The organism is Pseudoalteromonas sp. P1-25, assembly GCF_001401805.1.
Lineage (GTDB): Bacteria > Pseudomonadota > Gammaproteobacteria > Enterobacterales > Alteromonadaceae > Pseudoalteromonas.
In genome coordinates this window covers 66,648-79,380 of sequence record NZ_LKDW01000021.1, presented here as the reverse complement: position 1 = coordinate 79,380, position 12,733 = coordinate 66,648, and the positions used below count along the sequence as shown (strand labels likewise).

The 12,733-nt window shown below is 43.6% G+C and carries 12 protein-coding genes and 1 pseudogene; 6 read left to right on the top strand and 7 right to left on the bottom strand.

Translation table 11 applies throughout. The features are described 5' to 3' along the window. Positions 1 to 189 (top strand): annotated as a pseudogene (locus AN393_RS13410) (MFS transporter); the annotation flags it as partial. A 155-nt stretch (positions 190 to 344) separates the two neighbouring features. Here the strand turns inward: AN393_RS13410 and astB are convergent. From astB to AN393_RS13395, 3 genes are all read right to left on the bottom strand, one after another. Further along, positions 345 to 1,691 carry an N-succinylarginine dihydrolase gene (gene astB / locus AN393_RS13405; protein ID WP_055018346.1) on the bottom strand — a complete coding sequence of 449 codons (1,347 nt, stop codon included), beginning with the start codon at positions 1,689 to 1,691 and terminating at the stop codon, positions 345 to 347. Between the two features lie 412 nt (positions 1,692 to 2,103). Continuing rightward, entirely contained in the window at positions 2,104 to 3,207 is a 1,104-nt protein-coding gene (locus tag AN393_RS13400) for an L-dopachrome tautomerase-related protein (protein WP_055018345.1), read from the bottom strand. Continuing rightward, positions 3,204 to 4,220 (bottom strand): zinc-binding alcohol dehydrogenase family protein, encoded by a 1,017-nt coding sequence (locus tag AN393_RS13395; protein ID WP_055018344.1) that lies wholly within the window; start codon positions 4,218 to 4,220, stop codon positions 3,204 to 3,206. Before AN393_RS13395 ends, AN393_RS13400 begins: the two co-directional genes overlap by 4 nt. Positions 4,221 to 4,333: 113 nt before the next feature. Here AN393_RS13395 and AN393_RS13390 point away from each other — a divergent pair, with 113 nt between their 5' ends. Then, positions 4,334 to 5,233 carry a LysR family transcriptional regulator gene (locus AN393_RS13390; protein WP_235575977.1) on the top strand — a complete coding sequence of 300 codons (900 nt, stop codon included), beginning with the start codon at positions 4,334 to 4,336 and terminating at the stop codon, positions 5,231 to 5,233. Here the strand turns inward: AN393_RS13390 and AN393_RS13385 are convergent. Then, complete coding sequence (locus tag AN393_RS13385) at positions 5,222 to 5,680, bottom strand: MarR family winged helix-turn-helix transcriptional regulator (RefSeq protein WP_055018350.1); 459 nt, start codon at positions 5,678 to 5,680, stop codon at positions 5,222 to 5,224. The two genes, AN393_RS13390 and AN393_RS13385, sit on opposite strands and share 12 nt — an antisense overlap. A 135-nt stretch (positions 5,681 to 5,815) precedes the next feature. Here AN393_RS13385 and AN393_RS13380 point away from each other — a divergent pair, with 135 nt between their 5' ends. Then, positions 5,816 to 6,244: an organic hydroperoxide resistance protein gene (locus AN393_RS13380; RefSeq protein ID WP_055015773.1), complete on the top strand. Its 429-nt coding sequence runs from the start codon at positions 5,816 to 5,818 to the stop codon at positions 6,242 to 6,244. A 276-nt stretch (positions 6,245 to 6,520) separates the two neighbouring features. On the opposite strand, the gene AN393_RS13375 is transcribed toward AN393_RS13380, so the two are convergent. The 3 genes from AN393_RS13375 to AN393_RS13365 all read right to left on the bottom strand — a co-directional run bounded on the left by AN393_RS13375 (position 6,521) and on the right by AN393_RS13365 (position 9,916). Next, positions 6,521 to 6,988 (bottom strand): nuclear transport factor 2 family protein, encoded by a 468-nt coding sequence (locus AN393_RS13375; protein WP_055015772.1) that lies wholly within the window; start codon positions 6,986 to 6,988, stop codon positions 6,521 to 6,523. Positions 6,989 to 7,077: 89 nt separating this feature from the next. Then, positions 7,078 to 9,213 (bottom strand): pyridoxamine 5'-phosphate oxidase family protein, encoded by a 2,136-nt coding sequence (locus AN393_RS13370; RefSeq protein WP_055018343.1) that lies wholly within the window; start codon positions 9,211 to 9,213, stop codon positions 7,078 to 7,080. 82 nt (positions 9,214 to 9,295) lie between these two features. Further along, positions 9,296 to 9,916 carry a glutathione S-transferase family protein gene (locus tag AN393_RS13365; protein ID WP_055015770.1) on the bottom strand — a complete coding sequence of 207 codons (621 nt, stop codon included), beginning with the start codon at positions 9,914 to 9,916 and terminating at the stop codon, positions 9,296 to 9,298. Positions 9,917 to 10,078: 162 nt separating this feature from the next. Between AN393_RS13365 and AN393_RS13360 the strand changes: the two genes are divergently transcribed. The 3 genes from AN393_RS13360 to AN393_RS13350 all read left to right on the top strand — a co-directional run bounded on the left by AN393_RS13360 (position 10,079) and on the right by AN393_RS13350 (position 12,726). Next, complete coding sequence (locus tag AN393_RS13360) at positions 10,079 to 10,963, top strand: LysR family transcriptional regulator (RefSeq protein ID WP_055015769.1); 885 nt, start codon at positions 10,079 to 10,081, stop codon at positions 10,961 to 10,963. Positions 10,964 to 11,323: 360 nt separating this feature from the next. Beyond that, positions 11,324 to 11,677: a metalloregulator ArsR/SmtB family transcription factor gene (locus AN393_RS13355; protein ID WP_055015768.1), complete on the top strand. Its 354-nt coding sequence runs from the start codon at positions 11,324 to 11,326 to the stop codon at positions 11,675 to 11,677. A gap of 38 nt (positions 11,678 to 11,715) precedes the next feature. Next, the gene (locus AN393_RS13350; protein ID WP_055018342.1) at positions 11,716 to 12,726 is read left to right on the top strand and encodes an ArsJ-associated glyceraldehyde-3-phosphate dehydrogenase; all 1,011 of its coding nucleotides are present in this window, start codon (positions 11,716 to 11,718) and stop codon (positions 12,724 to 12,726) included. The last annotated feature ends 7 nt before the right edge of the window (positions 12,727 to 12,733 follow it).

Below are 12,733 nucleotides of genomic sequence, written 5' to 3'. Positions count from 1 at the left end.
TTAGTACAATGCGCATTTAACACCGCAAATGCTATTGGCCCTTGGGTTGGCGGGGCTGTTATTGCACAAGGTGCAGCACCTAATCAAACGGGTTATGTTGCAGCTGCGTTGTTTTTAGGCGGCTTGGTAATGTGGTTTTTAAGCTACTTGCAATTAAACCGGCAGCAAGCAACAGCACAAACGTGTTGAATATACGCTTGTATTGACGAACTTATCGTACTGTTACGGTAAAGCGCGTTGCTGATCTTAAAAAGATGCTTAAATACGTATTAGCATTGGCATAAGCCAAATAAAAATAGCGAGCTTCGGCTCGCTATTTTTGCATTAGTTTTACTGACGAGGTATTAACCTTCTAATTGAAAGTCGTACACTGAACCTAAGTTAAGCAATTGGGTTAGTTCATCCAGAGCTTGGTAGCTTTCGGTAAGGAGGGCTGAGTCGGCAAAGTCGTTTGCGCCTAACTTATCGCGGTAATTACGTTTTGCCCAGTCACAAAGCTGAGTGTATTTAGTATCGGTTAAAATAACCTCTGGGTTTACTGCGCTTAGCTCTTGTTGGTTAAGGGCTACGCGTAAACGTAAGCAGGCAGGGCCGCCGCCGTTTTGCATACTTTGGCGCAGGTCAAAAAACTGCACTTGGTTTACTGGGTTATCCGCTAAAATCATTTCTTCAATGTAGGCATTTACAGCACTGTTACGTTGGCACTCTTGTGGCGCTACTAATAGCATTGAGCCATCGTCTAGGCTTACTAATTGGCTATTAAATAAGTAACTGCTTACTGCATCGCTAATGCTTACTTTATCGGTAGGTACTTCAATTATGTATAGCTGTTTGCTGCCGGTGTAGGCATCGCGAATTTCTTGCAGGGCATCGTGTTGGTTTAAAAATGCTTGCTGGTGGCAAAGCAGTACGTTTGCGTTACCTACTGCAATTACATCGTTATGAAACACGCCTTGATCTATAACATCTGGGTTTTGCTGCAGTAAAATTTGGCTCGATTCTTTTAAATTATGTAACCGGCAAATGGCTTCTGAGGCCTCTAATGTTTGCCTTGCAGGAAACTTAGCCGGTTTTGGCAACTGGCTATTAAAGGCACTTGCGCCAAATACAAACATTTCTAAGCCTTGCTCGCCGTGGCTGTCGCAAAGTCGGGTATGGTTAGCCGCGCCTTCGTCGCCAAAAAAGCCCTGAGCAGGCAAATGCGTGTGATGAGCAAAGTAGCTATCGTTATTAAACATAGCTTTTAGTAAGCGGGTAGTTGTAGCAGGCTCTAGCGAGCGGTGAAACTTATTGTTTAAATTAGCTGAGGTAAAATGCACTTTGCCATCGAGGGTGTCAGGCGAGGGTGACACAGTAGCGGCATTGGCGGTCCACATTGCAGAGGCCGAATAACACGCGCGCAATAAAATAGGGTCGGCTTTAAATGCTTTATGAATAACTTGCGAGTCGTTGCCGGTAAAACCTAAGCGGCGTAGTACGTTCAGATCGGGGCGTGCGTGGGGCGCAAACACACCTTGTGTTAAGCCTTTGTCGTGCATGGCTTTCATTTTTTCAAGGCCCTGTAACACAGCTTCTTGCGGGTTTGAAAAACTTGCCGCATTATTTAACGAGGCAACGTTACCATACGATAAACCCGCATAGTTGTGAGTAGGGCCAACTAAGCCATCAAAATTTACTTCTAAGGCGTGCATACACGTTCCAATCATATTGTTTTTAGTAACTTAACAATACAACGCATTGGCTGTGCTTGCAAAGCCTATCAATACGAAGTTTATCGGCTGTAAACTCGCTCTTTGTCGCACGTAGTATGGGTATTACTCGGATCGTTTACCTGCCATACGCTAATGTCTAAACGCCATAATAGGTAAAGGGTGTGGTATAGGTTAGCCATGGTATTTTCCTTGAAAGTTTCACTGAACACATTTGTACTTTGGAAGAATTATGCCAACTGTTAATTGAATATTTTATGAATACAAATCAGGTATTTATTAAACCACTAAAAATAACTTTTAAACGCTTAGCACCACTTTGGGGCTAAAAGGCTTAAAAGTTGCACCAAAAAGCCACGCAGCATGTGCGTGGCTTGGGTTTTATACGCTGTAATTAGCGCCCTACTTTACCTTTTACTAGCGGGTCGAACGACAGCACACTAAATTTTCCTTGGCTGGCATTTTTACCGTCATTTAATACTGGCGAGCGATGTAGCTCATCTACGGTAAAATATATTTTATGATCGGCGCCATAACTAAAGCCATCTGGCCAGCTTAAGCGCTCGTCTTTAAATAATACCTGGTATTTACCGCTTGGTTTTACTACGCCAATTGCGCCGTTGGTTATGTCGGTAACATACACATTGCCGCCGCCATCAATAATAATGCCATCTGAAATGGGTTTAGTGCCGTAACGCATTACTTTACTCTCAAGGGTGCTTGCGCTCAGGCTTTTATTGTTAATATCGCTGGTGGCAATACGGTAAACCGACGTGCCAGACATAGCGCCAAAGTAAAGCCACTGTTCGCTTGGGTCGAGTGTGATTGGGTTTACGCCTAAACGAGCTGGTTGACCGCCTAGTTTCATTGTGCGCCCTTCAATGACCATATCAATGTTTTCGGCTGTGGTGTATGGGCTATTTTGTAATACTCTGCGCGCCTCACCTGTTTTTAAATTTACGGTAATAATAGCGGCTTGGCTGCCTTGTGCGGTATCGGCGATGTATACAACGCCGTGTTTATTATCGATAACTAAATCGTTTAAAAACGAGCTGTCGGTAATGGTGGGTTTAGCTAAATAAATTATTTTATGCAGCTGCTCTTTATTGGTATCCCAACCAACTAAACGCCCAGCATGATCAGGGCCTGATGTATCAAGCATCCATAATACGCCATCGGCAGATACATTTATGCCAAGTACATCGTAAAAGCCTTTACCGTTTTTATACGCGTATGCCCATTCTTTATTAGGGTAGGGTTTAGTGGTGCCATCGCTTAATAGCTCCATAATTTTTTGTTTTTGGCCGTAAAAACCATGTACCGATAAAAACTTACGACCCGATGGGGTAATAGCAATATTACCCGGTGGGTGCTGAGCGTCGAATGTGGCTACTGTTTTTAAATCAGCATTTTGATTAGCGGTATTAGCAAACACACTGCTGGTTAAAAACGCGGTGCTGCAGGCTGCAACTAAAAGTATTTTTTTAATCTGATTCATGCTTCAAAGCCTTCTAAAACAAGTTTACCGCGTGAGGTGTGCGATTCTAAAATTTGGTGCGCTTTATATAAATTAGCGGCGTTAATTGGGCCTAAATTTTGCCCAAGCGTGGTTTTAAGTGTACCTGAGTCTATCAGCTCACTAATTTCATTAAGTAAAGTGTGCTGCGCTGTTATATCGGCAGTTGTAAATAGCGAGCGGGTAAACATAAACTCCCAATGCACCGAAATACACTTACGCTTAAATTTTAAAATATCGAACGATATTGGGTCGTCTATTAGCGCAAATTTACCTTGGGGTTTAATACACTCCACTATTTGATCTTGGTATTGGTCGGTATGGGTTAAGCCAATAACGTAATCAAACTCAGCTAAACCCAGTTCTTTGCGCTGCTCGTTTAAGTTTTTAGAATGATCGAGCACGTGATCGGCTCCTAACTCTTTAAGCCAGGCTACGCTTTGCTCGCGCGATGCAGTACCTACTACGTTTAGCCCAGTAAGCTGCTTGGCAAGCTGTACTAAAATAGAGCCAACGCCACCTGCTGCACCAATGACTAACATAGATTGCTGAGTATTTTGCTTATTTTTAGGCACTTGCAGGCGATCAAACAGCATTTCGTAAGCGGTAATGCTGGTTAGTGGCAGTGCGGCGGCTTGTGCGTCGGTTAATGTTTTAGGCGCACGCCCTACAATACGTTCATCCACTAATTGCAATTGCGCATTACTGCCTTGGCGCGATAAATCGCCGGCGTAAAATACGCGATCCCCCACATTAAATAACGAAACCGACTCGCCAACGGCTTTTACAACGCCTACGCCGTCCCAGCCTAATACCTTGTAGCCTTGCTCTGGCGCTACATTGGCACGTATTTTTGTATCTACAGGGTTTACCGAAATAGCATTAACTTCAATAAGTAGGTCGTGTCCGGTGGCGGTTGGGGTATCAAGCTCAATAGCTTGTATAGAGCTTGCTGTAAGCGTTTTAGTGTTTTTGGTGTAGCCAAATGCTTTCATGTGAATTCCTGATGGTTTTAACCAAGTATTTTTAACTTATAAGCACTATAGCTCAGTTGAAAAATAGAAAAAGACATGAAAAACTAAAGCACTTTCAAATTTTAATTGAAAATATGCGATCATTTAACGATATTCAAACTTTTATAGATGTGGCCAGTTGCGCCAGTATTTCTGAGGCTGCAAGGCAAAACGCGCAAACCCCAGCGGCAGTAAGTGCAGCTATCAAGCGCCTAGAAAAAGATTTAGGGAACGTATTGTTTATTCGCTCTACCCGCAGCTTACGCCTAAGTGTGGCAGGGGAGCAGTTTTTAAGTTACGCCAAAGACTCCCTTTCGCTTATTCAACAAGGGGTAGCTGCAGTACAAACCGCAGTAGGCGAAGTAACAGGAACGCTACAGGTATCGGCCCCGTGCGATTTAGGGCGCAATAAACTAAGTGAATGGCTTAATGAGTTTTTAGCACACTACCCGCATGTAAAACTTAAGCTGCACTTAAGTGACGAAGTAAGCGACATTTACAGCCAATCAATTGATATTGCACTGCGCTTTGGTGTACCAAAAGATTCGCAGTTAATTGCAGCGCCACTTTTTTTAAATAATGCGCGTATTTTAGTTGCCTCTCCTGAATATGTAGCAAACAATGGATTGCTTACACATCCACTTAACTTAACGCAGCACACCACCATTACGTTTATGCGCTTTGGCGAAGTGTTTAAAGAATGGCGATTTTATAAAAATGGCGCAGTGCAAAAAGTGCAGCTAAATTGCCAACACATAGTTAACGATGGCGAAATGGTTAGACGATGGGCGCTAGAGGGCAAAGGCATTGCGTATAAGTCGTACTTAGATGTTATTGATGATTTAGCAAGTGGGCAGCTCGTTCATTTATGCCCCGAGTGGCAAAGCGATCCGCTACCGCTTTATATGATGTACGCCGACCGGCGACAAATGACCCCGGTGATCAGCGCATTTAGGGCGTTTATTCAACAAAAAATAACCGCGTTAGTTGGCTAACTCATCATCGTTTTTAGTTGTTAAATCGCTTATTACTAAATCAAGTAGCTGCATAAGCTGTTTAGCTTGTGTGGGGTCTACACTTTCAAACTTACATAATATATTTTTTGGAATATCAGCGGCTTCGTTTTTAAGGGCTTGCCCACGTTGGGTAAGCTGAATTAGACGTTTACGCTTGTCGTGTTCGTCTTTAATAACAGCCAGCAGACACTTTTCGGTCATTTTTTTGAGTATTTGGGTCATAGCGCCGCCATCAATAGCGGTTTTATCTATTAGCTGCGCAATGGTTACTTCATCTTGCTCCCACAGTGCCATCATTACTACATACTGCGGATACGTTAAATTAAGTGCAGCTAAAGGCTCACGGTAAGCGCGTGCAATGCTATTTGATGCCATATATAGCCTATGACACAGCTGATTTTTTAATTTTAATTGCTCAAACGACATACCTAACTCCCAACGTGTTAATACCTTTAACTCAAAAAACATTTTAATTTGCATGCAAAGTATTTGCAATCTCTAATTACTTGCCCTATTATTTTGCGTGCAAAATAAATTAATTGATAAACTTTGGAGTTCACTATGAATGTATTACAAAACGTTGCCTACACAGCAAAAGCAACTGCAACCGGTGGCCGTGAAGGTGTAGCTAAATCAGACGATGGCCGTTTAAATGTAAACTTATCAACCCCAAAAGGGCTAGGTGGCGATGATGGACAAGGCACAAACCCAGAGCAATTATTTGCAGCTGGTTACGCAGCGTGTTTTATTGGCGCACTAAAATTTGTAGCCGGTAGCGAAAAAATTGATTTACCAAGTGATACGCATATTAACTCTGAAGTTTCTATTGGCGCGATTGAGGGCGGTTTTGGCATTGCAGTTAAATTAGCAGTATCGCTCGGTGATATGGATAAAGCAGCAGCGCAAGAGCTTGTAAATAAAGCACACCAAGTATGCCCATACTCAAACGCTACACGCGGCAACATTGAAGTAGAGCTTTCGGTTATTTAATTAACTGATTACTTAGCATTGTAATAGCCCAGTGGTTTGCCACTGGGCTTTTTTGTAAGCAAAGTTTATTAAATAGCTTTATAAATACATGAAAACAGCATGATTAAATTAACCCATGTACCAGCAATTGACACAGTTGTATTTGTCATTGCAGTGATTAAGTAAGCAGCTCTTTAATGCTGAAAAATGTTGGGAGGATGAAAAGGGTTAAGGCGTTCTGCAAGAACGCCTATAGAAGGCTGGCTTTATAGTCTGTATCGCCATTATCGGGTGTGCTTACAACCCTAATTCCGATAACCCTGGGTGATCGTCGGGGCGGCGCCCTTGTGGCCAGTGGAATTTGCGCTCTGATTCTTTGATGGGTAAGTCGTTGATGCAAGCGAAGCGGCTTTGCATTAAACCATTTTCATCGAATTCCCAGTTTTCGTTGCCGTAGGAGCGAAACCAGTTGCCGCTGTCGTCGTGCCACTCATACGCGTAACGCACGGCTATACGATTTTCAGTGAAAGCCCATAACTCTTTTATCAGCCTATATTCAAATTCTTTTTCCCATTTTCCTGTTAAAAATTCTGCGGCTTCTTCGCGGCTGTTCACGAAAGAGCTGCGATTACGCCATTTGGTATCCACTGTATAAGCAAGTGATACCTTTTCAGCGTTACGGCTGTTCCAGCCATCTTCTGCTAGGCGCACTTTTTCGATGGCGCTTTCGCGGGTAAAAGGGGGCAGTGGTGGGCGTGTACTCATGTTTAAATCCTCTTTGGGTAAAGTAACGTTGAAAAACTTGTATAGGTTTCATCAATAAGTGACTTTGAATATTAGCCTGATTAATTGAGCTACAAATCTAATATAACAATGTCGGAATCTTTCGCTGGCACCGCGCAGCATAACAATACGTCTGATGGGTCAATATATGCACTTGGCTTGGTGCGATACGTTACAGCACCACTTTTTAGTTTAACCGTACACGATCCACATTGGCCGTTGCGGCAACTGTATGGTGGCGTAAGCCCTTTGCTTTCGGCCACCTCTAGCAAGGAGCTATCACCTTTATTCCAGCTTTGTTCAATACCTGAGTGGGCAAACTTTACCACAGCAGATTCAGCCTCTAGCTCAGCGTGTTTGCTGGTATCTGCTGATTGGCGTGCTAAAGACGACGGCCCAAACGCTTCGGCATGAATATCTTCATCTTTTACCCCAATACCAATCAGTAAGTCATACATACTTTGCATAAAACCTTGGGGGCCACACAGATAAAAGTCTTTGTCGAACAGCGATGGGAAATCGATGTTATGCTCTGTGGCTATTGCATTAAGTACGTCCATTACCAAGTTTTGGCTAATTCGCCCTTGGGAAGTGTAGTCGTTCGACACAAGAGCGTTTTGCGTTTGATTGCTGTGCGCTTGACTTAATACAGAATAATACTGAATACGCCCAGCGCTGCGCTTTGCAATGTTGCTCAGCTCTGCATAAAAAGCGCGTTGCTCACTATTTTTTGCGGCTTGAATTACTGCCATTGGGCGGATATAGCGAGTGCGAATACCTTCATTAAGTGCATCATTTGCCATGGCCACCATTGGTGTAATGCCCACACCCGCACCTATTAAAATGGCTGGGCGCTGTTGTGTGTTATCGATAAAGAAATGGCCGCTTGGTGCTTTAATCTGTATTTCACTGCCAATCGATATTCGAGAATGCAAGGTACTTGATACCAGACCATACTCTTCACGTTTTACTGAAATACGGTAACCACTTTGCGATGGGGCACTGGATACAGTGTAATTGCGCACAAGCCAGTTTTCAGTATTTTTCTGCTTAATACGCAGGGTTAAGTGTTGCCCTGGGGAAAATGGCAGTACGGGAGAATCATCTTTTGGCTGCAAGTAAAATGAGCGGATTGTACTACTCTCGTCTTCGATTTTACTGACGGTAAATGCGCGCCACTGGTTGCGTTTAGCTTGTGCTTTAACGATTGCTTCTGCCTGTGACCAAGTACCCGTTGCCTCAGAATTGGGGGAGTAGCTATCGAATTGAGCGCGAAATGGAAGTGCCGCTTTTAATGTCAGCCCTTGGGTTAGGGTAAATTGCCAGCCGCGCTGAGCACCTTGAAACCCTTTAATTATCGGTGAGTCACTCGCCAGCAAGGTAACTGTGCCGGTTAACATAAAAACATCGCCGCTGGTAAAATCAATAAACAGTAAACCCGCTTTGGGGTTTAACAGGAAATTACCCAGCGTATTGAAGAAGTTATTCCCTGCATAATCAGGAATGGTGAGGGTGTTTTCGTCAACCTTTATAAAACCTGGCATGCCACCACGGTGTGACACATCAACCCCCATAGTATTATGGGCAGATACCTGGCGATTTACTTTGTTTGCAGGTTCGTGATCCGCAGAACTGGCAACAAAAAACGTATCCGCTTGGCAGATGAAGGTCTTTAGGGCATCTCCTAACTCAAAAAACGTTTCAGCGCGCGGGGCCTTGTATGGCGCATCTGGCGAACGGATAAAGTGAAGGTCGCGAGTTTGAATATACTGCGGACAATTGCCAAAAGATTGCTCAACTTCTAGGGTAAATTGGTGACTCGCTGCGCTAGTAACACAAGCGTTGACGCGGTTTCTACGCCGGGTCGGCATTTCTAACCCCAATAAACCCAATCGAGCACCTTGTGTGATTGCTGCGGCTAATGGATCACCTGATAAAATTGGGGTGTTTACTGTGAGTTGAGTTGGGGAAGGGGACTGCACGAAGCCCGGCTTTCCAGGCAAAATTGACGCCCAAAGTTGCCCCTTATCTGATGTACTACCCAGCACCATAAACGGCAGTTGTTGGAAAAACTGCCTATGCTGATCTGGCATGTATGGGCGGATTGCGCGACGGCCAATATTGTCCATCTGCTCCAGAGCACCTACACTGGCTTGCAACTGACGTTCACCATCGTGAAATGGAGCATAGTGATTGCTTGGTTCCATGGGGCCTCCAATACGGGTAAGTTAATTTGCTTGATTGGTATGACTGGGCTTAGCACCCAGTCAAAAAAGGTAAGTCAATAGGTTAGGCAACGAGACCTGCTTTAGTCGTTGCCATTGGCTTAAACCCATCTAGTGCTTCTACATTTGCTAAAAAGCGACGAACATTTGGGTACTCAGCCAAGGACACATTACCCTCTGGAGCATGGGCTGTGTACGTATAAATAGCGATATCGGCTATGCTCGGGCTATCTCCTACCAAAAACGCTCTATCCTCTAAATGTGCATCCAGTTTTTTCAACACGTTGTGGGCTGTAGCAATCGCAAAGTCAGCATCCAAGGTTGCGTTGAACACGGTAACTAAGCGTGCATTGCACGGGCCAAAAGCAATTTCTCCAGCCGCCAATGACAAGAACTTTTGCACTTGGGCTTCAAGCACGGCATCGGTAGGTAAATAGTTCGGCGCGTATTTACGTGCTAGGTAAACCAGAATGGCATTTGAATCACTGATAACCGTGTCACCGTCTTCTAATACGGGTACTTGACCCGCAGGGTTTAGGGCTAGAAAGGGGGCTTTTTTGTGCTCGCCTTTGGCTAAGTCAACATTGATTACTTGGTGGGCGATACCAGCGATGTTCGCAAATAACTCGACACGCTGAGCGTGGCCTGAAAGTGGGAACGAATGAATTTTGACTGCATTTGACATAATAGATCCTCTGTTAAGTATAAGGTTAACTGGCCTTGTTTGGGCTTACATTTGCGTTCGAACAAATAATAGGCGCCGAATTTCTTGTGAACAATACATTGATTTATAGAAATACTATGTACAATATGTTCATAAAGTGATTGGGATATTAAACGAGGTTTTATGGATACCATTGACGGCATGCGCACCTTTATTGCGGTAGCTAAACAAAAATCGTTCACCGCGGGGGCTAAACAATTGGGCATTAGCACTAAGCTAGCAAGTAAATATATTGGTCAGTTAGAGGAAAAGCACGGCGCATTGTTATTTCACCGTACTACGCGCACTGTTACCTTGACTGAAACGGGGAAGGCATACTTTGCACGATGTGTACCTTTGTTGGAACAATTTGAAGAGCTAGAAGATGTCATTCAACATAGGCAGTCTGATCTGTCTGGCACGGTTCGCTTAACCGCACCTACCGCATTTGGCAGTACTAAATTAGTTGATGCACTGGCCCCATTTTTAGCCCAGCATCCGAAAATTAATGTTGAGCTGAACCTGTCTGATCAGTATGTGGCTATCATCGATGAAGGTGTGGATGTTGCTGTGAGGTTTGGACCGTTGAAGGATTCAACGCTGATCGCAAAAAAATTGATGGATATGCGTATTGTTTTTTTTGCCTCTCCTGAGTATTTAAAGCGCAATGGCAAACCAAGCCATCCCAGTGCGCTGGCGACACACAATTGCTTATTACAAACTTCTCAAAACGACCCTGAAAACTGGAAGTTCAGGGAAGATGGCAATATGTTCACTGTTAATGTTAGCGGCGATTTTGCATCTAACTCCCCCAGAGCAGTAACCCACATGGCTTCTCAAGGGCTGGGAATAGGCATGGGCCCACAATACGTGACAGAGCCTTACGTAAAAGACGGTTCATTGCAGTTACTGTTCGAACCCTACGAAGCAAGCATATTGGAATTAAACGCAGTGTATGCTTCAAATCGCCACTTACCGGCAAGAATACGAGCATTACTTGATCATCTTGCGCTTTCTTTTGCAACTTAGTGGTAATTACCTCAATAGCTACTGTGCAGGCACAATATATAATGTATCTGCTTATTGATTTAGACTTTGCTTATGAAGTAGATCAAAGCGTAGGGCATCTTTTTATCGCACAGACCTGCGTAAATACCTTGTTAGCATAAGGCTTTAAATGGCGCAGCGATAAAGCACACCAAGTATGCCCATACAAAAACGCTACAAAAGCCCAGTGGTTTGCCACTGGGCTTTTTGTGCGCTGCAATTTACTAGAGATCACATTAATTGAAGCGGGCTTTTAAATAAATATACGGAAAATCGTATATTCAATATTTCATATATTCTTGTTTTGTTTTATTGTATGCACACTAACTAAACGAGGATGCTATGGAACAACTCAACCCACTTCAATTTTACAAATGCTTAGCCGACGATACGCGCTTAAAAGCCATGTTATTAATTAGCCATGAGCAAGAGCTATGTGTGTGTGAGCTTGTTGCCGCGCTTGAACTTAGCCAACCTAAAGTGTCGCGCCATTTAGCGCAGCTTAGGCAATGTGGCTTATTAAGCGGCCGTAAGCAAAATCAATGGGTTTACTACAGCATTAACAAAGCCTTGCCTGAGTGGGCTATTAGCGTACTAACACAAACACGAAACGAAAATTCTGCATTTTTTAGCGATGATTTAAATCGACTCAATGCAATGGGTAATCGCCCAGAGCGTGCAGCAATCTGCTGTTAATTAAACACATTGGTTTAACTTTACTAAAGGTATTTATTATGACAATTAAAGTAGGTATTAACGGCTTTGGCCGCATGGGACGTTTAACACTGCGCGCAGCATTAGAATGGCCAGAAGTAGAATTTATTAAAGTAAACGATGTTGCAGGCGATGCTAAAACACATGCTCATTTATTAGAGTTTGACTCAGTACACGGGCGTTTAGCACACAGCGTTACAGCAAACGAAAATAGCTTTAGTGTGGGCAAACACACTATTGCCGTTACCAATAACAAAACCATTAGTGATACCAATTGGTCTGATTGCGATGTAGTAATAGAAGCCAGCGGTAAAATGAAAACCACTGAACTGTTAAACCAATATTTAGCACAAGGTGTTAAGCGCGTTGTAGTAACCGCACCAGTAAAAGAAAACGGCATTTTAAATGTGGTTATGGGGGTTAACGATAATTTGTATAACCCAGATGAGCACAAAATTGTGACTGCGGCGTCGTGTACGACTAACTGTTTAGCGCCTATTGTAAAAGTACTACAAGAAAAAGTAGGCATTAAACACGGCTCAATGACCACTATTCACGATATTACCAATACCCAAACGATTATTGATGCGCCACATAAAGATTTACGCCGTGCCCGTTCGTGCGGGACAAGTTTAATACCTACCACAACAGGTAGTGCAACTGCCATTACGCATATATTCCCTGAGCTAAAAGGTAAGTTAAATGGCCATGCCGTGCGCGTACCTTTAACTAACGCATCCATTACCGACTGTGTATTTGAGCTTGAGCGTGGTGTAACTGCCGCTGAGGTTAACGAATGGTTTGCTCAGGCATCTAAAAACGAGCTTGCAGGTGTATTAGGTTACGAAGAAAAACCGCTGGTCTCGATTGATTACAAAACCGATCCACGCAGTAGCATTATTGATGCGCTCTCTACCATGGTTATTAATAATACCCAGCTTAAATTATACGCTTGGTACGATAACGAATGGGGCTACGCTAATCGTACCGCCGAGCTTATGCTAAAAGTTGCTAAAAGCGATTTGGTTTAACCATTTA

What these genes read in the sequence shown, in the direction of transcription:
- astB (WP_055018346.1), bottom strand. Translation starts at nt 1,691, where the DNA reads ATGCACGCCTTAGAAGTAAATTTTGATGGCTTAGTTGGCCCTACTCAC.
- AN393_RS13400 (WP_055018345.1), bottom strand. Translation starts at nt 3,207, where the DNA reads ATGAATCAGATTAAAAAAATACTTTTAGTTGCAGCCTGCAGCACCGCG.
- AN393_RS13395 (WP_055018344.1), bottom strand. Translation starts at nt 4,220, where the DNA reads ATGAAAGCATTTGGCTACACCAAAAACACTAAAACGCTTACAGCAAGC.
- AN393_RS13390 (WP_235575977.1), top strand. Translation starts at nt 4,334, where the DNA reads ATGCGATCATTTAACGATATTCAAACTTTTATAGATGTGGCCAGTTGC.
- AN393_RS13385 (WP_055018350.1), bottom strand. Translation starts at nt 5,680, where the DNA reads ATGTCGTTTGAGCAATTAAAATTAAAAAATCAGCTGTGTCATAGGCTA.
- AN393_RS13380 (WP_055015773.1), top strand. Translation starts at nt 5,816, where the DNA reads ATGAATGTATTACAAAACGTTGCCTACACAGCAAAAGCAACTGCAACC.
- AN393_RS13375 (WP_055015772.1), bottom strand. Translation starts at nt 6,988, where the DNA reads ATGAGTACACGCCCACCACTGCCCCCTTTTACCCGCGAAAGCGCCATC.
- AN393_RS13370 (WP_055018343.1), bottom strand. Translation starts at nt 9,213, where the DNA reads ATGGAACCAAGCAATCACTATGCTCCATTTCACGATGGTGAACGTCAG.
- AN393_RS13365 (WP_055015770.1), bottom strand. Translation starts at nt 9,916, where the DNA reads ATGTCAAATGCAGTCAAAATTCATTCGTTCCCACTTTCAGGCCACGCT.
- AN393_RS13360 (WP_055015769.1), top strand. Translation starts at nt 10,079, where the DNA reads ATGGATACCATTGACGGCATGCGCACCTTTATTGCGGTAGCTAAACAA.
- AN393_RS13355 (WP_055015768.1), top strand. Translation starts at nt 11,324, where the DNA reads ATGGAACAACTCAACCCACTTCAATTTTACAAATGCTTAGCCGACGAT.
- AN393_RS13350 (WP_055018342.1), top strand. Translation starts at nt 11,716, where the DNA reads ATGACAATTAAAGTAGGTATTAACGGCTTTGGCCGCATGGGACGTTTA.